The organism is Peribacillus sp. NPDC097895 (assembly GCF_050277555.1).
Lineage (GTDB): Bacteria > Bacillota > Bacilli > Bacillales > DSM-1321 > Peribacillus.
Window position 1 is genome coordinate 102,756 of the sequence record NZ_JBNNSH010000001.1, and the last position, 26,627, is coordinate 129,382.

General features: G+C 40.4%; 28 protein-coding genes, 1 pseudogene and 1 riboswitch. Of the genes and pseudogenes, 25 read left to right on the forward strand and 4 right to left on the reverse strand.

Annotated features, from left to right (window positions below; genetic code table 11):
- Positions 1-22 precede the first annotated feature (22 nt).
- From ACQKMH_RS00455 to ACQKMH_RS00540, 18 genes and pseudogenes are all read left to right on the forward strand, one after another.
- Positions 23-1,195, forward strand: coding sequence for a M20 family metallopeptidase (locus ACQKMH_RS00455; RefSeq protein ID WP_427587464.1), 1,173 nt, complete (start codon positions 23-25; stop codon positions 1,193-1,195).
- A gap of 12 nt (positions 1,196-1,207) precedes the next feature.
- Positions 1,208-1,408 carry a DUF3311 domain-containing protein gene (locus ACQKMH_RS00460; protein ID WP_427585582.1) on the forward strand — a complete coding sequence of 67 codons (201 nt, stop codon included), beginning with the start codon at positions 1,208-1,210 and terminating at the stop codon, positions 1,406-1,408.
- Positions 1,405-2,928 carry a sodium:solute symporter family protein gene (locus tag ACQKMH_RS00465; RefSeq protein ID WP_427585583.1) on the forward strand — a complete coding sequence of 508 codons (1,524 nt, stop codon included), beginning with the start codon at positions 1,405-1,407 and terminating at the stop codon, positions 2,926-2,928. The genes ACQKMH_RS00460 and ACQKMH_RS00465 overlap by 4 nt, the downstream gene beginning before the upstream one ends.
- Positions 2,929-3,347: 419 nt before the next feature.
- A complete protein-coding gene (locus ACQKMH_RS00470; protein ID WP_427585584.1) occupies positions 3,348-4,313 on the forward strand; it encodes an ABC transporter substrate-binding protein in 966 nt (321 codons plus the stop codon).
- Positions 4,314-4,394: 81 nt separating this feature from the next.
- On the forward strand, positions 4,395-5,399 hold the full coding sequence (locus ACQKMH_RS00475) for a FecCD family ABC transporter permease (protein WP_427585585.1): 1,005 nt from the start codon (positions 4,395-4,397) through the stop codon (positions 5,397-5,399).
- Complete coding sequence (locus ACQKMH_RS00480; RefSeq protein WP_427585586.1) at positions 5,396-6,409, forward strand: FecCD family ABC transporter permease; 1,014 nt, start codon at positions 5,396-5,398, stop codon at positions 6,407-6,409. The genes ACQKMH_RS00475 and ACQKMH_RS00480 overlap by 4 nt, the downstream gene beginning before the upstream one ends.
- A gap of 15 nt (positions 6,410-6,424) precedes the next feature.
- On the forward strand, positions 6,425-7,216 hold the full coding sequence (locus ACQKMH_RS00485; protein WP_427585587.1) for an ABC transporter ATP-binding protein: 792 nt from the start codon (positions 6,425-6,427) through the stop codon (positions 7,214-7,216).
- Between the two features lie 248 nt (positions 7,217-7,464).
- Positions 7,465-7,812, forward strand: a pseudogene (locus ACQKMH_RS00490) (cupin domain-containing protein); the annotation flags it as partial.
- Between the two features lie 221 nt (positions 7,813-8,033).
- Positions 8,034-9,023 (forward strand): zinc-dependent alcohol dehydrogenase family protein, encoded by a 990-nt coding sequence (locus tag ACQKMH_RS00495; protein ID WP_427585588.1) that lies wholly within the window; start codon positions 8,034-8,036, stop codon positions 9,021-9,023.
- Positions 9,024-9,226: 203 nt separating this feature from the next.
- Positions 9,227-10,537: an amidohydrolase family protein gene (locus ACQKMH_RS00500; protein ID WP_427585589.1), complete on the forward strand. Its 1,311-nt coding sequence runs from the start codon at positions 9,227-9,229 to the stop codon at positions 10,535-10,537.
- A gap of 566 nt (positions 10,538-11,103) precedes the next feature.
- Entirely contained in the window at positions 11,104-11,469 is a 366-nt protein-coding gene (locus ACQKMH_RS00505) for a DUF4440 domain-containing protein (protein WP_427585590.1), read from the forward strand.
- Positions 11,470-11,563: 94 nt separating this feature from the next.
- Positions 11,564-12,037 carry a GNAT family N-acetyltransferase gene (locus ACQKMH_RS00510; RefSeq protein WP_427585591.1) on the forward strand — a complete coding sequence of 158 codons (474 nt, stop codon included), beginning with the start codon at positions 11,564-11,566 and terminating at the stop codon, positions 12,035-12,037.
- Between the two features lie 162 nt (positions 12,038-12,199).
- A riboswitch (SAM riboswitch) is annotated at positions 12,200-12,311 on the forward strand.
- Between the two features lie 262 nt (positions 12,312-12,573).
- The gene (locus ACQKMH_RS00515; protein ID WP_427585592.1) at positions 12,574-13,596 is read left to right on the forward strand and encodes a methionine ABC transporter ATP-binding protein; all 1,023 of its coding nucleotides are present in this window, start codon (positions 12,574-12,576) and stop codon (positions 13,594-13,596) included.
- A 13-nt stretch (positions 13,597-13,609) separates the two neighbouring features.
- The gene (locus tag ACQKMH_RS00520; RefSeq protein ID WP_427587465.1) at positions 13,610-14,260 is read left to right on the forward strand and encodes a methionine ABC transporter permease; all 651 of its coding nucleotides are present in this window, start codon (positions 13,610-13,612) and stop codon (positions 14,258-14,260) included.
- Positions 14,261-14,281: 21 nt separating this feature from the next.
- Positions 14,282-15,154 carry a MetQ/NlpA family ABC transporter substrate-binding protein gene (locus ACQKMH_RS00525; RefSeq protein ID WP_427585593.1) on the forward strand — a complete coding sequence of 291 codons (873 nt, stop codon included), beginning with the start codon at positions 14,282-14,284 and terminating at the stop codon, positions 15,152-15,154.
- Between the two features lie 88 nt (positions 15,155-15,242).
- Positions 15,243-16,487 (forward strand): M20 family metallopeptidase, encoded by a 1,245-nt coding sequence (locus ACQKMH_RS00530; protein ID WP_427585594.1) that lies wholly within the window; start codon positions 15,243-15,245, stop codon positions 16,485-16,487.
- A 229-nt stretch (positions 16,488-16,716) separates the two neighbouring features.
- Positions 16,717-16,911, forward strand: a complete 195-nt coding sequence (locus tag ACQKMH_RS00535) for a Fur-regulated basic protein FbpA (RefSeq protein WP_427585595.1) — start codon at positions 16,717-16,719, stop codon at positions 16,909-16,911.
- 125 nt (positions 16,912-17,036) lie between these two features.
- Positions 17,037-17,237 (forward strand): Fur-regulated basic protein FbpA, encoded by a 201-nt coding sequence (locus tag ACQKMH_RS00540; RefSeq protein ID WP_427585596.1) that lies wholly within the window; start codon positions 17,037-17,039, stop codon positions 17,235-17,237.
- A 30-nt stretch (positions 17,238-17,267) separates the two neighbouring features.
- Here ACQKMH_RS00540 and ACQKMH_RS00545 read toward each other — a convergent pair whose 3' ends face one another.
- From ACQKMH_RS00545 to ACQKMH_RS00555, 3 genes are all read right to left on the reverse strand, one after another.
- On the reverse strand, positions 17,268-17,861 hold the full coding sequence (locus ACQKMH_RS00545; protein ID WP_427585597.1) for a dienelactone hydrolase family protein: 594 nt from the start codon (positions 17,859-17,861) through the stop codon (positions 17,268-17,270).
- Between the two features lie 236 nt (positions 17,862-18,097).
- The gene (locus ACQKMH_RS00550) at positions 18,098-18,238 is read right to left on the reverse strand and encodes a YjcZ family sporulation protein (RefSeq protein ID WP_427585598.1); all 141 of its coding nucleotides are present in this window, start codon (positions 18,236-18,238) and stop codon (positions 18,098-18,100) included.
- A gap of 192 nt (positions 18,239-18,430) precedes the next feature.
- Entirely contained in the window at positions 18,431-18,769 is a 339-nt protein-coding gene (locus tag ACQKMH_RS00555) for a VOC family protein (protein ID WP_427585599.1), read from the reverse strand.
- Positions 18,770-18,916: 147 nt separating this feature from the next.
- Between ACQKMH_RS00555 and ACQKMH_RS00560 the strand changes: the two genes are divergently transcribed.
- The 3 genes from ACQKMH_RS00560 to ACQKMH_RS00570 all read left to right on the forward strand — a co-directional run bounded on the left by ACQKMH_RS00560 (position 18,917) and on the right by ACQKMH_RS00570 (position 20,528).
- Complete coding sequence (locus tag ACQKMH_RS00560; protein WP_427585600.1) at positions 18,917-19,531, forward strand: undecaprenyl-diphosphatase; 615 nt, start codon at positions 18,917-18,919, stop codon at positions 19,529-19,531.
- 121 nt (positions 19,532-19,652) lie between these two features.
- Complete coding sequence (fabZ, locus tag ACQKMH_RS00565) at positions 19,653-20,078, forward strand: 3-hydroxyacyl-ACP dehydratase FabZ (protein WP_427585601.1); 426 nt, start codon at positions 19,653-19,655, stop codon at positions 20,076-20,078.
- A 27-nt stretch (positions 20,079-20,105) separates the two neighbouring features.
- Entirely contained in the window at positions 20,106-20,528 is a 423-nt protein-coding gene (locus ACQKMH_RS00570) for an NUDIX hydrolase (RefSeq protein ID WP_427587466.1), read from the forward strand.
- Positions 20,529-20,600: 72 nt separating this feature from the next.
- On the opposite strand, the gene ACQKMH_RS00575 is transcribed toward ACQKMH_RS00570, so the two are convergent.
- Positions 20,601-21,182, reverse strand: a complete 582-nt coding sequence (locus tag ACQKMH_RS00575) for a TIGR00730 family Rossman fold protein (RefSeq protein ID WP_427585602.1) — start codon at positions 21,180-21,182, stop codon at positions 20,601-20,603.
- A gap of 97 nt (positions 21,183-21,279) precedes the next feature.
- Between ACQKMH_RS00575 and ACQKMH_RS00580 the strand changes: the two genes are divergently transcribed.
- The 4 genes from ACQKMH_RS00580 to ACQKMH_RS00595 all read left to right on the forward strand — a co-directional run bounded on the left by ACQKMH_RS00580 (position 21,280) and on the right by ACQKMH_RS00595 (position 26,597).
- Complete coding sequence (locus ACQKMH_RS00580; protein WP_427585603.1) at positions 21,280-21,600, forward strand: MazG nucleotide pyrophosphohydrolase domain-containing protein; 321 nt, start codon at positions 21,280-21,282, stop codon at positions 21,598-21,600.
- Between the two features lie 277 nt (positions 21,601-21,877).
- Positions 21,878-22,453 carry a TetR/AcrR family transcriptional regulator gene (locus ACQKMH_RS00585; protein WP_427585604.1) on the forward strand — a complete coding sequence of 192 codons (576 nt, stop codon included), beginning with the start codon at positions 21,878-21,880 and terminating at the stop codon, positions 22,451-22,453.
- Positions 22,454-22,524: 71 nt separating this feature from the next.
- A complete protein-coding gene (locus tag ACQKMH_RS00590; protein ID WP_427585605.1) occupies positions 22,525-25,692 on the forward strand; it encodes a bifunctional cytochrome P450/NADPH--P450 reductase in 3,168 nt (1,055 codons plus the stop codon).
- Positions 25,693-26,147: 455 nt separating this feature from the next.
- Positions 26,148-26,597, forward strand: coding sequence for an NUDIX hydrolase (locus ACQKMH_RS00595; protein WP_427585606.1), 450 nt, complete (start codon positions 26,148-26,150; stop codon positions 26,595-26,597).
- The last annotated feature ends 30 nt before the right edge of the window (positions 26,598-26,627 follow it).

Here is a 26,627-nt window from a genome sequence, read left to right on the forward strand (position 1 = left end):
GTATTGGGTGTCTCAAACGATAATGATTGATGATTTAATCGAGGCTGTGAAAGATGAAGTGATTGGATGGCGAAGATATTTACATATGTATCCCGAGCTTTCTTTTGAAGAAGTAAAAACAGCACAATTTGTTTATGAAACGCTACAAACTTTCGGTGATTTGGAAATTTCACGTCCGACAAAAACGAGTATTGTAGCTCGTTTGATTGGCCAGCATCCTGGGAAGATTATTGCACTGCGGGCAGATATGGATGCGCTTCCAATTGAAGAAGAGAATGATTATGACTTTGTGTCAAAGAATTCAGGCGTGATGCATGCTTGCGGACATGACGGGCATACGGCGATGCTGCTTGGTGCGGCAAAGATTCTAACACAGTTAAAGGATCATATTAAAGGGGAGGTGCGCTTTGTATTTCAACATGCCGAGGAACTGCCGCCCGGTGGAGCCCAAGAAATGGTGAAAGCCGGTGTGCTTGATGGAGTGGATATGATTATTGGCACGCATCTCTTGTCGACCCTTCCTTTAGGGAAAATTGGTTTGAGTTACGGTCCAACGATGGCTGGAGCTGATACTTTTGCAATTACCGTGGTGGGTAAGGGGGGGCACGCCTCACAGCCTGAACTTACCGTTGATCCCATTGCCATTGGAACTCAGGTTGTATCAAATCTCCAACACATTGTATCGAGGTATCGAGATGCCCAGGAAGCACTTGTGATTTCAGTGACTCAGTTCCATGCGGGAAGTGCGATTAATGTTATTCCAAGTAAGGTAAGCATTGGTGGCTCCGTTCGAAGCTTTAATCAGGAACTGAGGGAAAAAATTCCAACCTTTATCGAACGCATAGTAAAAGGAATTACGGAAGCGCATGGAGCTACTTATGAATTCGATTATCAATTCGGTTATGCTCCGACCATTAATGATGAAGAAGTTACCCGGTTGATGGACGAAACCGTCTGTGAAGTATTTGGTGAAGAGAGTCGAGAGATTTTAAAGCCGATTATGGGAAGTGAAGATTTCTCTGCTTTTCAAAAAGTAGTTCCGGGATCTTACATTGTAATCGGAGCTCGTAATGAAGAAAAAGGGATTATATATCCTCACCATCATCCCAAATTTACTGTTGATGAACAGGCTTTACAATATGGGGTGAAGTTATTTGTTCATGGAACTTTTAAAATGTTAAATCTAACAAACTAGGGGGGGATGAGAATGAAAAAAATTTATTGGCTCGGAATTATCCCTTTTCTTGGTTTTATTGTAGGAGCTTTGTTTACAAATAAAGTGACTCCCTATGTTCTAGGAATGCCATTTTTTCACTTTTGGATTGTACTCTGGTCTGTACTAACAACAGGTATTATGGGGATTATCTATCTATTAGATCCTGCTAATCAGAAGGGAGATCCCAGATGAATATTGCCGTGTTATTCATCCTGTTTTTTTTCATCATTTCTGTTTTGATTGGTATCCAGGCTAAAAAAGGGAAAGAAATGAACTTAGAACAGTGGTCAGTTGGGGGACGCGGAATGGGAGCCCTTTTGATTTTCCTCTTGTCCGCAGGTGAAATGTATACGACCTTTACCTTTTTAGGTGCAAGTGGATCGGCTTATGGGGAAGGAGGTTCAATCTTTAGTATCGTATCATACGGCTGTCTGGCTACAGTCATCTCCTACTGGACATTTCCTGCTATCTGGAGGTATGCCAAGAAACACCAATTAGTTTCCCAATCAGATTTTTTTGTAAAAAAATATCAAAGTCCTTATCTTGGTGTGCTTGTCGCTGTAATAGGTGTCATAGCTTGTACTTGCTACTTAGTCCTGCAATTGAAGGGGTTAGGATATATCGTTTCTGCAACATCCTATGGGGCCATTTCTTCTACAGCTGCCATTTGGGTAGGAGCAATTGGTGTAACCATTTTTGTAATGGTTTCCGGTATCCACGGTTCTGCCAGGACAGCTATTTTGAAGGATATTCTGATTCTTGGCATTGTCGTATTTTTAGGAGTCTATTTCCCTCTTCATTATTATGGCGGTCTTCAGCCTATGTATGAGGCCATTGAAAATGCAAAGCCGAACTATACCATACTTCCGGATCAAGGAATGAGTGCTTCGTGGTATATATCGACCGTTATATTAAGCTCTATTGGATTTTATATGTGGCCGCATGGGTTTTCTCCTATTTATGCTGCTTCTAGCGAAAAAGCCCTACGGAAAAATGCAATCCTAATGCCGATGTACCAATTGATATTGTTGTTTGCCTTTTTTGTCGGATTTGCAGCTATCTTACAGACGCCTGGATTAAAAGGCAGCGAAGCCGATCTTATCTTGCTGCAGCTTTCTAAACAGAATTTTGATCCATGGTTTGTAGGCTTAATTGGTGGAACTGGCGTGTTAGCCGCTCTAGTGCCAAGTTCCATGCTGCTGATGTCCATATCAACATTGCTTGCAAAAAATGTATATAGCGTATTCACTCCATCGGCAACGGAAAATCAAATTGCTAAACTGGTAAAATACTTGGTTCCCCTCATTTCTCTTGTAGGGATTTACTTGACCTTTAAAGGTGGAAACACCCTCTTTAGTCTAGCTTTAATCGCCTATAATTTCATTACACAACTTGCTCCTGCCTTTTTCGCAAGTTTGATGAGAAAGAATTTTGTATCCAAACAAGGAGCATTTGCCGGGATTATAACAGGAGGAGTGCTAGTCTCTATTATGGAACTAGGGAACATCAAAATCAGTCAGCTGTTTCCTTATCTGCCTCAAGCAATTAAAGACTTGAATGTAGGAATTATCGCCCTATTTGTTAATGTCGTAGTTTTAGTGGTTGTCAGTGTGATGACAAAAAACAATACTAATACTCATGAAGATCATGATATTTTGGAGACAACAACAGTGGAGCACAAGGTAGTAATGCAAAAAGAATCAAATAGCTAACACAACATGAATATTAGCTACTCCGAAAGCGAGTGCCTGGAGTGGAGATCTTGTTCAAATTTTAAACATCCAAAAAAATTTTCGAGTAGTCTATAGTCTGGGAGATAGTCATAAATGACTATCTCTTTTTTTTCGATCAGATAGACGTCAAATCGAGAAAGCCGATGATATGACGAAAAATCCAAGTCTACTTCAAGCCATTCTGCTTACTTCACGAATCAGAGGTTGTTGTGAATAATTAAAAATATATAGGATGTCTTAATGGACATAATGATTTTTATTCACAAAATCTTATTAATATTGACGGTATTAATCTATGACTTTATCATAACAGCAGGATAATGATAATCATTTTCAATTATGATCCACTCGTTGAATATGAAATATTACATAGGTAGATGACAGAAAGGGTGCAAAAAATGCGGGAATCTAAAAAAGTAAGAACATTTGGGGGAGGAATATTAATCCTGTTATTCACGATTATGATGGTGTTATCAGGATGTAATACCTCTCAAACTAAAGAAGCGGAGAAGACATCTACTGAAACAAAGAATCAAGAAACAAGAACGATTAAGCATGAAATGGGAGAAACGGAAATTAAAAATACTCCTAAAAAAATAGTTACCCTTGAGTTATCTTTCGTTGATTCTTTAAATGCTCTAGGATTGAAACCTATTGGAATTTCAGATGACAACAAAAAAGATATGATTACAAAACTTGTAGGTCACGAAATAGAGTATACTTCTGTAGGAACGCGTGAACAGCCTAATTTAGAGGTCATCAGTTCTTTACAGCCTGATTTAATCATTGCAGATGCTGAGCGTCATAAAGGTATTTATAAAGATTTACAGCAGATTGCTCCTACCGTTATCTTGAAAAGTCGTGAATCTACCTATCAAGAAAACTTGGATTCTTTTAAAACGATTGCAAAGGCAGTAAATCACGAAGAGGCTGCTGAAAAAAGATTAAGCGAGCATGAAAAAACGATTGAGGAACTTAAAGCAAAACTTAATGTCGATTCAAATATGACGGTTTTACCTGCAGTCGTACGGGATACTTCGTTCCAAGCCCATACTTCTTCTTCATATGATGGAGAATTGCTTGAACGTATGGGATTGAAAAATGCGATTCAGCAGGATCAGCCACATGCTGAAATGAATCTGGAGCAGCTTGTCGAGATTGATCCAGATGTGCTGCTTTTGGCGAACAATGAGGGTAAGTTACTTACTGATGAGTGGAAAGACAATCCTCTTTGGAAAGACCTAAAGGCTGTAAAAAACGGACAAGTTTATAGTGTTGATCGTGATTTATGGACGAGATACCGTGGTGTTGTATCCGCAGAGGCCATTGCTAAAGATACGTTAAAAATGCTTGGTGAAGAATAAAGAAACAAAAGAGAAGTAAGAGATCTAATTCTTACTTCTCTTTCCATTATAAATTTTGTTAGGAAGTGTGTTGTATAGTCAATGGAAAATGTAGTTAGAAGTAAATTGAGAGTGCATAGTACAGCAATAGCTGGTATGGTTTTGTTGATTTTAGGAGTCATAACAAGTATTTCTGTGGGAGCGGCCGATATAGATGTATCAATGGTTATGAAGTCCTTTTTTGAGGTGGACTCGTCCAAAGAACAGACTATTATAAGGACTCTTCGATTACCTAGAGCTTTAGTTGGAGCATTAGTCGGTGCTAATTTAGCAGTGGCAGGCGCTCTCATGCAGGCTATTACCCGGAATTCATTAGCTTCTCCACAAGTATTTGGTGTTAATGCCGGTGCTTCATTTTTTATTGTGTCCGCTTTTGTTTTCTTTCCTAACCTATCTTCCGTCTCTCTTGTTTGCCTTGCATTTGTTGGTGCAGCAGTCGGAGGGATGGCAGTCTATTCTTTTGCTTCGGGAGGAGGAATGACACAAGTAAAGCTGGCATTGGCTGGAATGGCTGTTCACTTTTTTTTATCTTCTTTAACGCAAGGAATGATCATCTTTAATGAACAAGCGAAAGATGTGCTCTATTGGTTAGTTGGGTCTATTAATGGAAAAACCTGGACGCATGTTAACATGATTCTTCCCTGGTCTCTTTCCGGGCTATTTGTTGCTACCTTGTTCTCTCGGTCTGTTTCCATTCTTGTATTAGGAGAAAACATGGCGCAAGGACTTGGGCAACGGGTGTATCGAATCCGTATTTTAGCAGGAATATTGGTGATTATTTTGGCAGGATCTTCGGTTGCCGTCGCTGGCCCAGTGGGTTTTGTTGGATTGATCGTTCCTCATATCGTCCGGAGACTGGTGGGCGGGGATTATCGAAGAATCATCCCTTTTTCTGCATTATTCGGCGCTTTACTCTTAGTTTACGCCGATATTCTTGCCCGGTTTATCGCTTATCCTTTTGAGTCGCCAGTAGGAATCGTAACAGCTATTATCGGTGCGCCATTCTTCCTTTATTTAGCGAAGAGAGGGAGGAATATTAAGCAATGAAACTAAAACGGATATTTGGGTCGAAATCACCTTTACACCCTTATGCAATACTCCTGATGCTGACAATAACTATGCTAATTTTATCAATGGTGAGCCTGGGGTTAGGCGCCATTTATATCTCGCCTTTAGAAATCATCGAAAATTTCCTTGGTAATGGCATACAGGGTCAGACATTTATTCTGCACAACTATCGTATACCACGGATTGTAATTGCTGTGATAGTGGGAGCCGGATTGGCAACGGCTGGAGCTATTTTGCAAGGAGTCCTTCGAAATCCATTGGCTTCTCCCGATGTGATTGGGGTAACAAAGGGGGCGGGATTGGCAGCTGTTATAGTGATAGTTTTGTTTCCACAATCGCCCATTATCATTCTGCCCCTTTCAGCTTTCATCGGAGCAGCGATCATGGCGGCGATTTTGATGATATTCGTTTATAAAAAAGGAGCTCAACCAAATACAATAGCTCTTGTGGGAATTGCTTTAGGGGCAATATGTCAAGCGGGCATAGAGTATTTCATGGTCAAGTTCCCGGATGATGTAAATACGACACTTCTTTGGTTGACAGGCAGTCTATGGGGAAGAGGATGGGACCAAGTATTCTTTTTGCTTCCATGTCTTGTTCTTGTCCCGGTATTAATTGCATTAACGTCTAAAATGGATGTACTGAGTCTTGGAGACGAAATAGCTACAGGTCTCGGTGAAAGATCAAAATTACTGCGTTATATATTGTTAAGTGTTTCTGTCATTTTAATCGGAGTATGTGTAGCTGCAGTTGGTTCCATCGGGTTTATTGGTTTAATCGCCCCCCATATTGCCCGGAGAGTGGTAGGGTCTAAATTTAAGGTTTTACTTCCTGCTTCAGCTCTCTTCGGTTCTATCTTTCTACTCGTTGCCGATAGTCTTGGAAGAGGATTATTCCCTCCAGTAGAAATACCCGCCGGAATTATCACTGCTGTGATTGGAGTACCATATTTTTTATATCTATTACGTCGTGAACGAAAAATAACATAAGGAAGGCTGAATATCATGACAACATTATCAGCAGAGCATCTTTCTCTCTCTTATGGATCAACTCAAATCATTGATAATATCGATTTAGAAATTCCTGAAGGTAAGATCAGTATAATCATTGGTTCCAATGGTTGTGGCAAATCTACCATTCTACGGTCTTTAGCTAGATTATTAATACCTCAAGAAGGCACGATCTATTTAGATGGAAAAGCTATTCATCAGCAATCTTCCAAGGAAGTGGCAAAGAAATTGGCTATCTTACCCCAAGCTCCGGAAGCTCCTGAAGATATAACCGTTAAAGAGCTATGCTATTATGGCAGGCATCCGCACAAAGGCTTATTTTCCAGACAAACCCCAGAAGATCATGCTATTGTCGACCGTGCATTATCAGCAACAAAAATGACGGAATTTGCTGATCGGACATTGGATGCATTATCTGGAGGACAAAGGCAAAGAGCATGGATTTCGATGGCTTTAGTACAAGAAACCGACCTTTTACTATTAGATGAACCGACGACCTATCTGGACTTAGCACACCAAATTGAAATATTGGAGTTACTGCGCGATTTAAATGTAACTTATGGGCGCACGATTGTCATGGTTCTACATGATTTGAATCAAGCGGCACAGTATGCCGATCATCTAATTAGCATCGTTAAGGGAAAAATCTATAAAGAAGGACCGCCTGAAACGGTCTTTACAAAAGATATGATCAAGGACGTCTTCAGACTGGAATGCTGTATTATTGAAAATCCAGTTGATCAAACGCCTCTATGCATTCCAATTGGTTTATCTCAAGATCATTAAAAGTAGTTTTTTCCCAATTAATAGATCAAGACGTTAGCGGTAGATTTTTATATTTATCCAACCAACATTAAAGCGGCATTCCTTCAAAAGGGGATGCCTTTTGTTTTTTCACAATAGGCACAGTTACATACATTCGAAGCCCAAATCATAAGACTACCATAAGGCTTATCCCTTTATAATGCCAAAAAGAGGTGCCTTTTGATGGAAAAACGAACGATTAATCAAATGGACGGGTATGTGCCACAACCTATCCCGATAACGACGAGTGGCAGTATTACCTTACTGGAAAAGGACGCATGACAGTATTTACTGGAAACGGTACAGCTCGTACATTTGATTATAGAGCAGGTGATGTCGGACATGTACCCTTTGATACTGGGCACTATATTCAGAACACCGGTACCGAAACGTTATGGTTTTTAGAAATGTTCAAAAGTAATCGCTTTGTAGACGCATCTCTAAACCAGTGGATGGCACTGACTCCTAAAGAACTAGTTCAAAGCAACTTGAATGTTGGGTCAGAATTACTCAATTCACTACGAAAAGAGAAATGGCCTGTTGTGAAATATCCCGGGTCAAATGCCGAATTAAACTGATAGGGGTTTTATATTAGAAAAGTTATGAATAAATTCTTATTTAACAAAAGAATGTTTACTTCAAAACCTGGGTTGCCGCGGCAACCTTTTTTTATTAACTCGTGGAAAACCACAATACATTCATTCCAGAGTTAACAGCTCTTTATGTTTTTTAGAATACTGGCCAGGTTCAGTTAAATGATAAAATAGATAGACTTATATATTAAAGGAGACTTATTATTTTGGAAGCCAAATGTGTTAAATTCTATGAGTTTGGGAATCCGCAAAAGGTTTTAAAAGTTGAAAATAAATTTATTCAAAAACCATTCGAGGGGGAAGTCCTCGTTCGGATGACCACACGTCCCATTAACCCTTCTGACTTGCTGCCCATTCGTGGTGCATATTCCCACCGAATTCCCTTGCCTTCCATACCTGGTTATGAAGGGGTCGGCATTGTAGAAGATGTGGGTCCATCGGTTTCGAAAGAGCTGATAGGCAAGCGTGTTCTGCCTTTGCGAGGTGAAGGGACCTGGCAGGAGTATGTTAAAACATCTGCGGAGTTGGCCATCGTCATTCCGGATTCGATCGAGGATAATATAGCAGCGCAATTATATATAAATCCGATTACCGCATGGTTAATTTGTACAGAAGTATTAGCATTGAAACCGGATGATGTATTACTCGTAAATGCTTGCGGATCTTCCATTGGCCGTATCTTTACCCAGTTTTCCAAGATTCTTGGATTTAAGCTGATTGCTGTAACGAGAAACAATAAGTATACGGAAGAACTGTTTAAACTTGGTGCGTCATATGTGATCGATACGTCCCAATCATCATTGCATGATACAGTGATGGAATGGACGAATGGGCGCGGAGCGAAAGCGGCCATTGACTCAGTGGGCGGCATCGATGGTTCAGAGCTAGCCTTTTGCGTTCGGCCTAATGGCATCTTATTAACGATTGGCCTTTTATCAGGACAGTCTGTAAATTGGGCGGGAATTTCCCAAAGTACAAAAGTGAATGTTGAAATGTTTCATCTTCGGCATTGGAATCAGAAGGCTTCCGTTCAAACTTGGCATGAAACGTTTAACCTTTTGATGGGGTTCATTAATGATAAAAGGTTGAAGTTCATGATGCCGGATTCCTTCTACAGCCTTGAAGATGTGCAAGATGCCATTATTGTCACCGATACCCCTGAGAGCAATAGAGGGAAGCTTTTTTTAAACAATTGATTTTGCCTCCTGAATGGCAATGGTGGTTTGCTGATTGAACGGAGATTAAAGATAGCAATCATCTTGGAGCTCTTCCAATAGGTTCCTAAGGTAAATGGAAATGGCCCCTGATAATATGGAATTACTTGATTACCTATATGGTGCTAGTTTAGAATGCGGAATAGAACATGTTGATCAATGAGACGACTTTGGAGGAAATATTAATGAAAACAATATATGTGAATGCTACCTTTTTTACGATGGACAAGGAAAATCAAATCTTTGAAAACGGCATGATGATTGTAAAAGACCAAACCATATCCTACATGGGCCAGCATGATGAACAACAATTGGCAGATGCAGATCAAGTGGTTAACCTTGGCGGAAAATGGATCATGCCAGGCCTTGTGAATGCCCATTCGCATATTGTAATGACCCTTTTACGCGGTATCGGGGACGATATGCTGCTGAAGCCATGGCTTGAAACGAAAATATGGCCGATTGAAAGCCAGTTTACAACGGAAATCGCCTCTGTAAGCTCTCAGCTTGGCATTATGGAAATGATGAAATCAGGAACCACGACATTTTCGGATATGTTTAACCCTAATGGAATAGACGCAGGTGCTGTCATGGAAACGATAGGCGAAACAGGAATGCGCGGAGCCTTTTCCTATACGATCTTCAGCTTAGGTACGGAAAAAGATCAAAAAGCGAACCTCATGGGGGCTGAGCAGTTTTCAAAAAACTATAAAACGTTTGCCGATGGCCGCCTCACTACCATGGTCGCACCACACAGCCCATATGCCTGCACACCTGAAGCGATTCTGGAAAGTGCACGGATTGCAAAAGAGAATGATTTGATGGTACACATTCACGTATCGGAAACGGACTTTGAAATCCTCGACATCGAAAAACGTTACGGATCCCGTCCTGTCGAGCACCTTCGCCGTCTAGGGCTGTTCGATCAGCCAACCGTAATGGCACATGGAGTGGTTCTCAATGATGAAGAGCGGGCGATACTAAAACAACACGATGTACGCGTTGCCCATAATCCTATCAGTAACCTGAAGCTCGGATCTGGAATAGCAGACGTCGTCAGCCTACTTGATGCAGGCATTAAAGTGGGAGTTGCAACGGATGGCGTCGCCTCCAATAACAACTTCGATATGTTCGAAGAAATGAGGACAGCTGCATTACTGCAAAAAGGAATCTATAAGGATGCCACTAAATTCCCGGCACAAACGGCACTCGCCATGGCCACGAGAATGGGCGCCGAAGCGATAGGCATGGGTCATACAGGATCACTGGAAGCTGGTAAAAAAGCAGATTTCATCACCATTTACCCATATAACAAAGAACACCTGCAGCCATTGAGTGAAGCCTATTCGCACCTGCTTTATGCAGCACGCGGAAATGATGTATGCGATGTATACATTGATGGCAAAATGGTCGTAAAAGATGGCGGCTGCTTAACGATCGATGAAGAAAAAGTAATTGCCGAAACGAATCGTCTGCAAGGTACCCTATCACGATAGGAAAACAAACGGATGCACAGAAGAAGGAGCTGCAAATGGCAGCTCTTTTTTTATGGTTTCCATGATGAAGGGCCTAGAATAGGGTGTAGGACGAATTATTTTGACTTAGGATGGAATAATCGGTTGTAGGGCGAATTAATTCGATTTAGGTCGGAATAATCTGATTTAGGTCGAATTATTCCGAAGTAGGACGAATTATATGGGTTTGGGACTAAATATTCCACATTACTGCCAGTCAAAAAGGAATTACCGCCAGTAATGTGGAATAATCGTAAGAAACTCTAAGCCTTTGCCTTCGTGAGTCCAGTTTCTTAGAAATATGGAAACAAAGTAAGCCGGTTGAAAATATTAATAAGAAAATAGGTATGGCAAAAAAGGTTAAAAACGAAAAGATGAAAAAAATGATGCTGAACGCAAATATTAACCAACTAATAATCAGCAAAGAGCTGGATAAAAAATCTTTGACAGCATGAACCTCCGTATGAAAGTCTATGTATAAATTATACACCATTTTCCAATTAGGTTGAAAAGCAGTCGAATTTCAAGGGAGAAGGAGGTCAAGATGAATGGAAAATGAAGCCTCGGTGTTAAAAGCGCATTTGTACCAGCTGGAGGAGAAATTATTAAAATCTGAAATCCGTACATCTTCAGAAGAGCTTCAATCATTATTGAAAGATGATTTCTTTGAGTTCGGCAGTTCGGGTAACATATGGTCCAAAAGCGATTTTATGGGGCAAGAGGGAGCAGGAGCGGTGAAAATGAAACTCAGTCATTTTGATATGCATCAATTGTCTGATGATACCGTGTTGACCACGTACCGGATTTTTGATGAAGATAAAGTGGAACATACCTTAAGAAGTTCAATCTGGAAATGTACGAATGGCAGATGGCAAATGTTTTTTCATCAAGGCACAAGAACGAAAGGCGATTGAATCGCCTTATCAAGAGGGGCCCCAATATAGTGTTTCATCAAAAAAAGTGTGAGTTGCCTATTGAATTACTATTTCACTAAAATGATAGAGGTGAATGAAGTTGATCTTTCGTCCCATTGATATTGACAAAGATAAAGATATCATCGTTACATTCAGGAAGGATTCCTTTGTTGTAAGTTTTGGATCGGAAGAAGGCTTTGGGGATGAACATACTTATCTAATTCGAATGAAAGAAAGGGTCCGCAAATTTCCGGATGGACAAGTGATCATTGAAAAGGACCTAAAACCAATTGGGCAAATGGAACTTCAAATTCGGGAGTACGAAGGGAATGAGATTGGCTATGTGAATCTATATTATCTTGTTCCCGAATACCGCAATAAAGGCCTTGGCAAGGAATTGGTTCGCTATGCAGAAAACTTTTTCAGGCAATTTACTGTATCCGAATATCATTTAAGAGTTTCTCCAGATAATCAGAGGGCGATTCAATTATATACAAAATCTGGAATGGTAAAGATAAGGGAAGAAAATGAAAAGTATCCTGTATGGAGAATGAGCAAATTATTATAAAAAATACGGAGCTAGCAGTGAAATAATTTAGATAAACTATATTAATATAATAATTTAATGTTTAAATAACTATACTATGAAAATATTTAGAACGATAAAAATTATGTTGACTTTAGTGAAAATTGAATATATAGTGAAGAACATAATTAAATATAACGTTAATTCTTATCAAGAGATGTGGAGGGACTTGGCCCTATGATACCTCGGCAGCGGGTTTTTACTTTTGTAAAAATACTGTGCTAATTCCAGCGGACGAAAGTTTGAAAGATAAGAAGGAGCTTTTCTTAGATAATTAAATTAAGAGTTTACTCTTTTTTATTTCTAAAGGAGGCCTCTTCTGTCTGATGACGGAAGAGGCCTCTTTTGTTTATTCACAATGAATATGGTTGTCATTTGGGAAAATGGTGCATTAACTCGTGAGTTTGGCTTTCAAAGCACGGGATCATCAAACGAATGTAACCCTATCATTTTGAAACTTTGCAAAGCTCTTCTCTGATAATGAATTTGTAGAAATTAACAACATGGGGGGAGATAGGATGATTGAGTTTCAAAATGTTAAAAAGGTTTATCAAACAAAGAAACAGACTGTTGAAGCTTTGAAAGGAATCAATTTGACAGTAGAAAAGGGAGATATATTCGGTGTAGTCGGTTATAGCGGAGCAGGAAAAAGTACGTTGATTCGGTTAGTCAATCTGCTTGAACATCCTTCAGATGGCCGAGTGATCGTTGGGGGGAAGGAATTAACTTCATTGAACCCGAAGGAATTACGGGCAGAAAAGAAAAAAATCGGGATGATCTTTCAGCATTTCAACTTGCTAAATTCAAAGACCGTTTTTGATAATATCGCCATGCCGCTGGTTTTGTCGGGGACGCCCAGTAAAGAAATCAAAGAGCGGGTAGGCGAGTTGCTGGAGTTCGTTGGCTTATCAAGCAAAGCAAAGAGTTATCCGGAACAATTATCCGGCGGTCAAAAGCAACGGATCGGGATTGCGAGAGCATTGGCTACAAACCCATCGATCCTATTATGTGATGAAGCTACATCGGCATTGGATCCACAAACAACGAGTGCTGTTCTGCAGCTCTTAAAGAAAATTAATAAAGAATACAATATTACCATTCTATTAATCACTCATGAAATGTCTGTAATCAGGGAAATTTGCAATAAGGTTGCGGTCATGGAAGGCGGATGCGTGGTTGAACAAGGTTCGGTTTTCGAAGTTTTTGCGAAGCCGCAAACGGATATAGCAAAAAACTTCGTGAGAACGGTCATACATGACGAGATTCCACAAAGTTTCCTGAAAAGCATAGGGTCCCATATCCCGATTATTTGGAAAATTAACTTTATTGGGACTACTTCAGGCACTCCTTTACTTTCAACCATCTCGAAGAAATATGATGTGCATTTAAGTGTATTATCAGCCAATATTTCTGAAATTCAGGAAACGCCCTTTGGGAATTTGATCATCGAAGTGACAGGGAACAAAAATGAGGTGGACAAGGCTTATCAATATATTAAAGATGAGGGGATTCTCGTCCAGGAGGTGCAGATAAATGGGTAATACGCTTTGGGGAATGGAAATAACGGCCGAGCAGCTGTCGACAGCTTTCGGTGACACACTTTATATGGTAGCCATCTCATTGGTATTTTCCGGATTGATCGGGCTTCCGCTCGGTATCCTGCTTGTCATTACAAGGAACGGTCACATCCTGGAGAATAAATGGATCTTTAATGTATTGAACCCGATCATCAATATATTGCGGTCGGTTCCTTTCATCATCTTGCTTGTCGCACTGATTCCTTTTACTAGAATGATTGTGGGCAGTGCAATAGGAACGAATGCAGCAATTGTTCCACTGATCTTTTATGCAGCTCCTTATATTGCCCGTCTTGTGGAAAACTCCCTTTTGGAAGTGGACAAAGGGATCATCGAGGCAGCTCAGGCAATGGGGGCAACGACATGGCAAATCATATATTGCTTTTTGATACCTGAGGGACTTAGTTCATTGATCCTTACATTTACAACCGCCACGATTGGCCTTGTTGGATCTACAGCCATGGCAGGTGCCGTCGGTGCAGGCGGGGTGGGAGATTTGGCCTTGGCTTACGGTTATCAAAGGTTCGATACGATGACGATGGTCGTCACCGTAGCGGCGCTCGTGATCATCGTTCAATTACTGCAATCCACCGGGAATTTCGTTTCAAAAAAAATCAGAAGAAGATAAAAATTTGAGGAGGCAGGAAAAATGAAGAAAATCTTATTAACAATCATCGTATTGGCATTGGCCGTCGTGGCTGCAGCATGTGGGAGCAAAGAAGGTGCAGCAGGAGGCTCAGATGATGTAAAAACAGTAAAAGTGGGTGTCAGCAGCGGGGATACGAGAACGTGGGAATACATTGTCGACTTAGCGAAAAAGAAAGGCCTGAATATCGAACTGGTCACTTTTAACGATTATATCCAACCGAATCTTGCGTTAAGTGAAGGAGAAATTGATGCGAATTCATTCCAAACGGTTGCCTACTTCGATGAATTCGTTCAAGATCAAAATTTGAAATTAGAAGCCATCGGGTCGACTGTCATTGCGCCAATGGGTCTTTTTTCGAAAAAGCATAAAAGCCTTAAAAGTCTACCGGATGGAGCTACCATTGCCGTTCCGAATGAAGCTACAAACTTTGGCCGTGCATTACTCCTTCTTCAAGACGCTGGCTTGATTACATTGAAAGAGGAATTCAATGGGTCTGGATCATTGGAAATCATTAAAGATAATCCGAAAAAATTGAAAATCAAACCTGTTGCTGCCGGCAATACGCCGCGTCTATTGGATGATGCCGATGCCTCTGCGATTAATAACAACTTTGCCGTTGAAGCAGGCCTTACTTTAAAAGATGCATTATTCCATGAAAGTAAAACGGCAAAACCATATATTAATATCATTGCGGTGAAAAAGGGAGATGCCGATCGTCCTGAGCTGCAAAAATTAGTAGAACTTTACCAATCGAAAGAAGTGGAAGCGTTCATTGAAAAAACGTTTGACGGAAACACGATTCCTGCATATGTATCTGTAGATGAATTAGTGAATTACCAAGATGCCTGGACAAAACCGGCTAATGAAAAATGATGATTGAAACAAAGTGAAAAATTGCCGGATAGATTCAAGATACCTATCCGGCTTTTTATACCCAATAAATAAAAGGGGAGATAAGAATATGGGAATTGAACTAGTGAAGTCGCATCAGCAAATCATTGCAGATCACATCGATCAGCATTCCAAATTATATGTCGAAACGAGTCAAGCCATCCATGCCAAACCCGAAATTGGCAATCAAGAGTTCTTCGCTTCGGATACGTTAACCAAATTACTTCAAGATGCAGGATTTGAAGTGAGCCGCAATATAGCTGGGCATGAAACAGGATTCATCGCCAAAAAAACCTCTTTAAAGAATGGCCCCACAATTGCCTTTTTAGCCGAGTATGATGCATTGCCTGGTTTAGGTCATGCTTGCGGCCATAATATCATTGGCACAACGAGTGTAGCAGCAGGAATTTCCTTGGCTCAAGTGCTGGAGGAGACAGGGGGAGAAGTGATTGTTTTCGGAACGCCTGCTGAAGAGGGCGGGCCGAATGGTAGTGCAAAAGGCAGCTTTGTGAAGCATGGTCTATTTGATGAGGTGGATGCAGCCATCATTATCCATCCTGCTGGAAAAACGGGTGTAACAAGTCCGTTTTTGGCTGTCGACCCACTTGATTTTCATTTTTATGGAAAATCAGCACATGCAGCTGCAGCTCCTGAACAAGGCGTGAATGCTCTTGACGGGGTGATTCAGCTGTTCAATGGCATTAATGCTTTACGACAGCAGCTCCCATCCGAGGTCAAAATCCATGGAATAATCACCAATGGCGGGGAAGCGCCTAACATCATTCCTGAATATGCTTCCGCCAGGTTCTACATCAGGGCAACAACATGGGAACTATGCGAAGAAGTATCTCGGAAAATACGTGATGTGGCAAAAGGGGCGGCACTTGCCACAGGAAGTACGGTTGAAGTCGAACGTTTCCAAAATGAAGTACTCGATTTTGTGATCAATCCAGTCCTGGACGACCTGTTAAAAGAAGAACTGACGCAATTAGGGGAAGAAGTGGCTCCTAGAAAAGAGGATGGTTTTGGTTCGACAGATGCAGGAAATGTAAGCCATGTGGTACCGACAGCCCATCCATATATAAAAATTGGACCAGACGAGTTGATTGCCCATACGAATGAATTCCGTGATTGCGCGAAATCCCCAAGAGGAGACAAAGCCATCCTCACTGGAGCAAAAGCTCTTGCACTAACAGGTTATCGCTTGATTTCAGATAAAGACCTTTTGGATAAAGTTAAAACCGCATTTCATGAAGCGAAGCCAAGCCAAAGTAATGATAAAAAAAGTTACTCTAGAAAGAATCAAGCCCAATAAATTTAGAAAAATAAAAATTTATTGTTGACTGCGGATCACAGAGTTAGTATTATAAAAAATAACAATACCTAGTAATTGAATAGGGATTATAGGTTAATTGACCGGATAACCGGAGACTTTTCTTTCATGTAAAGAGATGTCTCCGGTTTTTTTGGTGAAAGGGCAAGCAGGCAGATCCCGACCGAATGATTCCACCGTAGTTGTTCAGATAATAAAGGGGGTTTTTATTATGGGGATATTATTACGTAAAGCTATTGAGAATAAAAGAAACTTTCTTATTAACAAATTGATTAACGAGGGAATTTATAAAAAGAATGACACCCATTTATTTGAATTAACCTTAACCGACTTAGAGGAAGAATATATGAAAATAAAAAAGAATGAATCCTTGCCTTCTGACGAGCCCTGTTTGAATATCCATTAATTCAATATTTCGGGCAGGGAGTGGTACGTTGAACTGTTGGAACAGGTATTCCTCATCGCTTCTTGCTTCAACCCGATTTATTTATGCTTCTAACACCATCAAATAACAAAAAAGGAGATGGCGACATGAGAAAGGGTGTGGAAGAAAAACGGAAGGAATTAATCTATAAACTCATGATCTATCATGTAAATAAGAGTGAGGAACAGCTTTCGAAGCTTTCTCTAACAGAATTGGCAATAGAGTACAAAAAGATTCAAACAGACTGTCATCCCCATAGTGATGCGGGTTCAATACATTGGATCAATACAAAATGTAAAGTTGAATGAAAGACCAGGTGGCTTAGTGTTACTTAGGTTCTAATGCTTCGTAAAAAAATTCATCATGGTGCTAAATGCCCTTTGAGCGGATTCAACATTATATTTTAAAGTGTAAGGGTCACTGAATCCGTGTTTTCCATTGAATTTATGTATGTCTATATGCTTTATTTTTAACGTTGAAATCAATTCATCCACATTAAAGGATTGTTCTTCTTCCGGAAAGAATAGCAGTGTAGGGCATTGAGGCTCCAATTCCACATAATTCCTAATGCGAGAACCGTAGTATCCAACTATTCCATTGACACTTCCTTCCTCACTGCACAGCCAAGCTACAGTTGCTCCTACGCTGAATCCAATGATAAATATTTTTTGATATTCATCTTTAACATCCGATATAATATCTTTTATTTTTTGTAAAGCGCCTGAGAAACCTATGTTCTTCATGAAATAATGATAAGCCGCTTCCTCTTGGGAATAATCAAAAGGTGTCTCCTGTGCTAATAAATTTGGACAAATGACATCGAAATTCTGCTTTGATAATAATTCACAAAACCCTTGTATATGTTGGTTAATTCCATAAATTTCGTGAATGACAATGATTACAGTATGAGACCTTTTCTGTCTTTGCGGCATGTTGTACCCCCTTGTACTGATACTTCCATTATACTAAATTTTATGAACGGTCGAGCTTTATTAAAATTCGTAGGAAAGCAGGTTGTTGGAGAATTGCCCGAAGTTGGGTAAGTTGAACGGCTTTTATTTTTATGATAAAGGTGGAAGAATATGTGCCCAAATTAAGCTTTTTATCTTGGAGATGGGAATCAAAATAAAAGAACCGACCATTTAAGGTCGGTTTTTTTCATTCTATATTAGCAGTATCCGCCATATCCTTGACCGCCGCCGTAACCGCCGCCGGCACAACTACAGCCGACAATGATTAAGAGTATAAACAATACGACTATAAAGGCGAAACCTCCGCCGAATCCAAAACCACTTTCACAACCTGACATATCGAAACATCTCCTTATTAGTTTTTAAAAAGGAATTAAATGGGTTATATAATCTTATGCTCTAATCATGATAATGACACAAATAGTCTCCAGGTTTGTTCATAAGATGAAATTTTGGAGGTGCACTTTTTAGAAACCACTTCCCCTGTTTTGCACAAATAAAAAAGCTGTCTTTAAGACAGCTCCGATAGTTTAACACAGTACTTCAACGCTAAATCCTCCAGGCGCCTCTACGTAGAAAGTATATCTGTGTAGGTGTTGTGGAGGTTTAACCATGAATCCATCAACTTTCAATCGTTGATTGATTCTGTTAACTTGTTCTTCATTTTCTTGAATGAATCCAACATGAAAAGTCTTGGGGTATTGTACATTTCGTCCTTTCATTAGTGTCAAAACGGAACCATCGTCATCTAACATTGCGGCGAACCCGTCCCCGCGACTTCCTGTACAGGTCAGTCCAAAATATGTTTCTAAAAACTCACGTGTTGCTGTAACGTCATTAACAGTTAAATTTAAATGATTGATTTTCATTCTTTCACCCCTTCTCTTTTATCATACAATTTCTCAATAACCAGGTGACAATATTGTAAGATGGCAGCTTAAACTGTTAGGAAGAACGATGGCGATTTACTCCCTTTCTCTTTAATATATAAGAAAAAGCGGAAAGTTGGGTAGATAATGGATTTTTTTGAACTGAACATTACTGGATTTAGAATGATAAATGACTTAGGGAAACAATACACTTATTTAAACTCTTCTGCCATTTTCATTGCCGAGTACATGGTATTTTTCTTCGCTTTAGCTGTCATCGTAATATGGTTAACTCGAAATGAACAGAGTAGAATGATGGTTGTTTGTGGGATGATTACGTTTGTAATAGCTGAAATGATGGGGAAAATGGCAGGGAGATTGCATTCGAACAATCAGCCATTTGCTGAATTGACCAATGTTAATAAGTTAATCGAAAAAGCAGTGGATAATTCATTTCCAAGCGACCATACCATTTTGTTTTTCTCGTTTTGTGTATCCTTTTGGCTTTTCAAAAGAGGATGGTGGTTGTTATGGATCATGCTGGCTTTACTTGTTGGTATTTCCCGTATTTGGGTAGGTGTCCACTTTCCTGCGGATGTACTGGCAGGAGCTATACTGAGCACCATTTCAGGCTTGGTGGTTTACCTTGTCGTTCCTAAAATAAGCTTGATTCATAAATTATTAGGGGGTTACGCGAGGTATGAACAAATGGTTCTATCCCCGTTAACTAAATTGAAGGAAAAAAAATCAAAGGATTTTTAAACGAGATCAAAGGTTGCTCAGGCAGCCTTTTTTTGTTAAATGGTAAATACAAAAATATCCATATGATGATACTGATGGTAAAATAAAGTGAAAGCAATCCATCGAAAAGGGGGACTTACCATTGATTGATATCCAGGAAATCAAAGACATTATCAGGCATCGCTACCCATTTCTTTTAGTTGATAGAGTTTTGGAATTGGAAGAAGGAAAGAGGGCGGTGGCCCTTAAAAATGTAACAGCAAATGAAGCGTTTTTTAATGGGCATTTTCTAAATTACCCAGTGATGCCAGGTGTATTGATCGTGGAGGCTTTAGCACAGGTAAGTGCTGTTGTTATGCTTACAAAAGACGAAAATCAAGGTCGTATTGGGCTATTGGCTGGGATTGATGGATGTCGTTTTAAAAAGCAAGTAAGTCCAGGGGACCAATTACGTTTAGAAGTGGAGATTACTCGCTTGAAAGGCCCTATCGGTAAAGGAAAAGGAAGGGCTACTGTCGATGGAGAAACTGTATGCGAGACAGAGCTCATATTTGCTTTTGGTGATTGATCTATCATTTGCAATAACGGGGGAATGATGGTGATACCGATAAAAAAAGCTTACGGGTATGTGACAAGAATCAATAAGGGAGAAACACAGGTATTGGTTTTTCAACATCCCATTAGGGAAGCGGGGATACAGATACCCAAGGGAACAGTGATGCCTCAGGAAGATCCTTACCAAGCGGTGATTAGGGAAATGAAAGAAGAAACAGGTCTGGAAAATTTTCATGTGGAGAAATTGATTGCGGAAGATTTTTGGGAGAAGGTTGATGGTGCCATACATAATAGATATTTTTATCAAATACGTGTATACAATGTTCCTGATGAATGGGATCATCGGCCAACAGGTGGAGGAGATGAAGAGGGGCTGACATTTCATTTCTTCTGGATCTCATCCGAACATGAAGTGCAACTTATTAAAGGGCATGGAGATTATTTAAACCAGATATTCAATTAACCCTTCAGTCCGCAGCAGTTATCACAACCGGCCAAGGTCATTATTGATCTTGGCCGGTTGTTTTTTTTATTATCAGGTTTGGTTTTCGGTAATGAAAGTTTTTACGGTTGGCGGTTCATATGTATTGAATTGATCAAGAAGTCCACTTGGTTCAACATCTACCATCGCCATGGAACGGAATTTTTCATGCAGGAACTGTTCATCGGACATATGATGGAATAAAGCGATCAAAGGATCATAATAATGATTGATATTTAAGAGTCCGCAAGGTTTTTGATGAAGACCAAGCTGTGCCCAAGTGAAAATTTCAAAGAATTCTTCTAATGTTCCTGGTCCACCTGGCAACACCATAAACCCATCTGCAAGCTCTGCCATTTTTGCTTTTCTTTCATGCATGGATTCAACGACAATCAGTTCAGTCAGGCTCTTATGTGCAATTTCTTTTTTTTCTAGAAACTCTGGCATGACTCCAATTACTTTTCCGCCCGCTTCTAAAACGGAATCTGCAACCGCACCCATGATTCCTACGCTTGAGCCCCCATAAACTAGGGTAATATTACGTTTTGCCAGTTCCACACCCAGTTTTTTAGCCTTTTCTAAATAGATAGTAGATGCTCCGTTGCTTGATCCACAAAATACAGCTAGACTTTTCAAAATATCACATCTCCCATTTCGTAATCTTCCTTTCATATCATACAAAATTCAAGGAGATTTGTTAAACTTGAATTATCTAAATGAAAGGTGGATGAATATGAACATCACTGAATTTCAACAATGGGTAAAAGATTATTATGAAGCACGAGGATGGTCAGAATTGGACATTTTCATTCGCATCGGCTTTTTGGCAGAAGAAACTGGCGAGGTGGCACGAGCCATTCGCTCCCTTGAAATTGGCAGGGATAGACCTGATGAGGTTATTGGTTCGTATGAAGAAAACAAACAGGAGTTAACCGAAGAATTGGGAGATGTGCTAGGAAACTTGATTGTGATTGCGAACAAGTACAATATCCCATTGGAAGAAGTGTTCAACGCCCATAAAAAGAAACTATCTGAACGCTATTATCATGCATAAGTTCCTTTGATTTAATTGATGAACATGAAAATCACCCTGTTTTAAACTTGAAGAGCTGTGACTATCGGCTCTTTTTTATATGGGCAAACGATGGTTTATAGTACCCATTTAATTCCTTAAAAAGAAATACTTTCAGCCTTTTATCCCCCTCCGTTAACAAAGAATTCACAAAATATGGGTAGTATGCGCGATTGAGATGGGATTTTATTGGGTATACACTTACATTAAAAAGGAATGAACATTCATTCCGCACTTGTAAAAAAAGGGGTGAATCATTATGATCACTGCAGTAAATAAACGAGACAGTATAGTATCCAGCGCTTTAGTGCTATTCGCAGAACGGGGATATGATGCGACAACGATCCCGATGATTGCTACATCGGCAGGAGTTGGAGCGGGTACCATTTATCGCTATTTCGAGAATAAGGAAGTGCTGGGCAACAAGATTTTTCAAGAGTACTTGGATATTTTCACTGAAACGGTCAAGAATGAATTTCCTCATGAAGATTCAATTCGAAATCAATTTCACCATATTTTTAAATCAATGGTTCACTTTACAACCGAGCAGGACCAAGCTCTTTATTTTATTAAAATACATAGTGGAGCCCATTTTTTAAATGAAGATAGTCATGCTAGCTTTAAAGGGCTATTGGATATATTTAAAAATTTTTTTGATAAAGGAAAAGAGAAAAAAGAAATTAAGGATATTCCTTCTTCAGCTTTGATTGCCATCATTTACGGAGCATTTCTTGAGCTTGAACGACTTGTTCGCATCGGGGAGTTAGAACCTGAACCAAAACTTTTGGAAGATGTGGAAGAAAGCTTTTGGGATGCAGTCCGATTGCACGCTTGAGACATTTTTAATTATAAACGGAATGAACGTTCATTCCGCATTCTAAACTATTGTAAAGAGGTGCTAATAAAATGGAAAAAACAACTCAGTTTCCACAGCCAAAGACATATGGCCCCCTAGGCAGCCTGCCTATCATTGATAAGGATAAGCCGCTTCAGTCTTTCATGAAGCTGGCACGAGAACTTGGGCCGGTTTTTCAGTTTCAATTTCCGGGTCGAATCACTACATTCGTATCCAGTGCTTCACTCGCTAAAGAAATTTGTGATGAAACTAGGTTTGATAAGAAAGTCGGTCCAGTCCTCCAAAAAGTGAGAGCGTTTGGTGGCGATGGTCTTTTCACAAGTGAAACGACGGAGCCGAATTGGAAAAAGGCCCATAACATCCTGCTGCCCAGCTTTAGCCAGCAGGTAATGAAGGGATATCATGCTAAAATGGTGGATCTTGCTACCCAACTCATTCAAAAATGGGCTCGCTTGAATCAAGCTGATGAGATAGATGTTCCTGAAGATATGACACGATTGACCTTGGATACGATCGGACTTTGCGGGTTCAATTACCGCTTTAACAGTTTTTATCGGGATACCACCCATCCTTTTGTCACCAGTATGGTGCGTGCTTTGGATGAAGCGATGAGCCAAACGCAGCGACTTGGCATCCAAGATAAACTGATGATCAAGTCTAAAAAACAATTCAGGGAAGACATTCGATATATGTTCTCTCTAGTGGATGAATTGATTACTGAACGAAAACAAAATGGTGATCAGGGAGAAGATGACCTTCTTTCCCATATGTTGAAAGGAGTCGATCCTGAAACGGGTGTATCGCTGGATGATGAAAATATTCGTTTTCAAATCATTACCTTTTTAATAGCTGGGCATGAAACGACGAGCGGTCTCCTATCGTTCGCCATCTATTTCCTCATGAATAACAGAGACAAGTTAAAAAAAGCGCAGCAGGAAGTCGATGAAGTGCTGGGTGATGATGTTCCTGTTTACAAACAAGTGAAAAAGCTGAAATATGTCCGGATGGTACTGAATGAAACGCTTCGTCTGTGGCCGACTGCTCCGGCGTTTACCGTTTATGCAAAAGAAGATACCATGCTGGGTGGAAAATACAATGTGAAGAAAGGTGATGTGTTCTCGCTGCTGATTCCCGAGGTTCACCGTGATCCATCCGTTTGGGGTGATGACGTTGAATCGTTCATTCCTGAGCGGTTCGAGGATTTGGATTCCATCCCTTATCATGCTTATAAACCGTTTGGAAACGGGCAGCGCGCCTGTATAGGACAGCAGTTTGCCCTTCATGAAGCGACATTGGTGCTCGGCATGGTTTTACAGCACTTTGACTTGATTGATCATGAAGAATATCAATTGGATGTTAAAGAAACTTTGACTCTCAAACCGGATGGATTGACTATGCGCGTTTCACCGAGGAAGCCGGCGATGTCATTTTCCGCTACTTCTCCAGAATCAAAGTCAGCGGACAAAGAAACCACGGTATCTCCAATCGAATCAGCACATGGGACACCATTACTCGTCCTGTTTGGATCAAATATGGGAACAGCGGAAGGGATTGCTCGTGACCTTGCTGAAACAGGGAAGCGACAAGGCTTCAATGCCGAGGTTGCCCCTTTAAATGATTACACCAATCGGCTTCCTCAAGAAGGAGCTGTTCTTATAGTCTCGGCATCTTATAATGGAAATCCCCCGGATAATGCGGGTGACTTCGTTTCATGGCTGAAGGAAAGCGAGGGTAACACATTGGATGGTGTTCACTATGCGATCTTCGGCTGCGGGGACCGCAATTGGGCCAATACGTACCAACGCATTCCGATCTTCATTGATGAGAGGCTGGAACAAAAAGGAGCAGTGCGGCTGTCAGAAACAGGATATGGAGATGCAAGCGATGACTTTGAAGGGGATTACGAGAAATGGACAGAAGCCCTTTGGCCGAATCTTGCCGAAACCTTTAACATTGAAGTGAATAGGAATGAACGGGAAATTAGTCCGATTGCGATGAACTTCGTAAGTGATGTGAGCGGCACACCACTTGCGCGCACCCATCATGCTTTTACATCCATTGTAAAAAGGAATTTTGAATTACAACATGAAGATAGCGAAAGAAGTACACGGCATATAGAATTATCTCTGCCAGAGGGAATACATTATCAGGAAGGCGATCATCTCGGGGTACTTCCGCAAAATCCATCGGAACTTGTCGAGCGAGTGCTCAGTCGATTTAACCTAAACGGACAAGATTACGTCAATCTAACTGGGGATTCCGGAAAAGCTGCCCATCTTCCTACAGGAAAACCGGTAAAACTCGAGGAGTTACTATCAAACTATGTGGAGTTCCAAGAACCCGCCACCAGGTCTCAAATTCGGGCGCTTGCCACTCATACGGTGTGTCCTCCACATGTAAAAGAACTTGAAGATCTTCTTTTGGACAGTATCTATAAACAAGAAATCCTGAACAAGCGCAAAACCATGCTTGACCTTATAGAAGAGTATCTTGCGTGTGAAATTCCATTTGAACGTTTTCTGGCTTTGCTGCCGCCTTTAAAAGCAAGATACTACTCTATCTCAAGCTCACCACTCCACAACGAAGGAGAAGCAAGCATCACCGTCAGTGTCGTCCGTGGAGAAGCTTTGAGCGGCAACGGGGAATACAAAGGAATTGCATCGAATTATTTGGCAGAACGCTTCCAAGGGGACAAAATAGCCTGCTTTATCAATACGCCGCAATCCAATTTCCAGCTCCCAGAGCAAACAGGAAAACCAATCATCATGATTGGCCCTGGAACAGGAATTGCACCATTCAGGGGGTTCATACAGGCACGTCGCGTTTTGAAAGAAAAAGGTGAAACTTTAGGGACTGCCCACCTTTATTTTGGATGCCGTAATCCGGAACACGATTTCCTCTATCAAGAAGAACTCGTGCAAGCCGAAAAAGAAGGCCTTGTAACACTGCACACCGCTTACTCAAGATGTCCCGGTCAAGAAAAAACATATGTCCAGAACAGATTAGCGGAAAACGCCCATGACATCCTTCCTTTATTACAAGAAGGAGGACACCTATACATCTGCGGAGACGGAAGCAAAATGGCACCCGATGTTGAACGAACACTAATCGAAAGCTATATGCATTTCTATCAAACACCGAAAGAAGAAGCCACAGTATGGCTGCAATCTTTAGAGGAAAATGGCAGATATGCGAAAGATGTATGGGCGGGAGCATAAATAGGAGGAGCAGCGATTCTTAAGGGAATCGCTGCTCTCTTTATGAGGCGATGATAAAAATCCGAATTCAGAGAAAAAACAGCAAAACTCACGAGTGAAAGCGCAAGCTCACTTGTATATCACTCAAACTCTAGAATATATCACTCAAACTCACGAGTAAATGCGCTAAAATAGAAGAATTGGAACTAATGGGGAGTGCATTCATACATTGACGGAGAGCGTTTATGGATTCTTTATTCATTGTTAATTTGAGAGTGTGTAAATACTTTTGAGGCAGAAGAAGTGAGGGAAGCTAATATGTTTAATAGTGGGCAAACTGTATTAGATATGCTTGATCAAGATCTTTCCTAATTATATGGACTGAAATATAGTGGGAAAATCACGTGTGAATCATTTGTATATTCGTAACAGTCATGTGGTGGGGTTAATTAACGATAAAGGGGTCACTTTGTATAATGTTTAAGTATACGGTTTGTTTTGTGAAGATAAATAATGAAATACTCATGCTTAATCGGGAGAAGGCTCCAATTATGGGTGTTTGGAACGGAGTGGGGGGTAAAATCGAGAAAGAGGAAACTCCTGATGAAGGTGCGTTGCGTGAAGTGTTTGAGGAAACGGGCATAAAAGTAGCGAACTTTTTTTCAAAAGGAACGGTTACCTGGGAGACTTCAGAAGGTGAACTGGATGGAATATATGTCTATTTGTATGAAGTGGATGATGATTTAACATTTGTAACACCCCAAAAAACACGAGAAGGTATTCTCGATTGGAAATCCATTGATTGGATTCTTCATCCCAGTAATCTCGGCATAGCGGAAATGGTTGCCCAGTACTTGCCGGTTCTATTGAAAAAAGAAGGAAACTACTCATTCATTTACAAAAATGGTCAAACATATCTTTCATAAGTTGAAAAAGAGATACTACCTTTTTAAGTA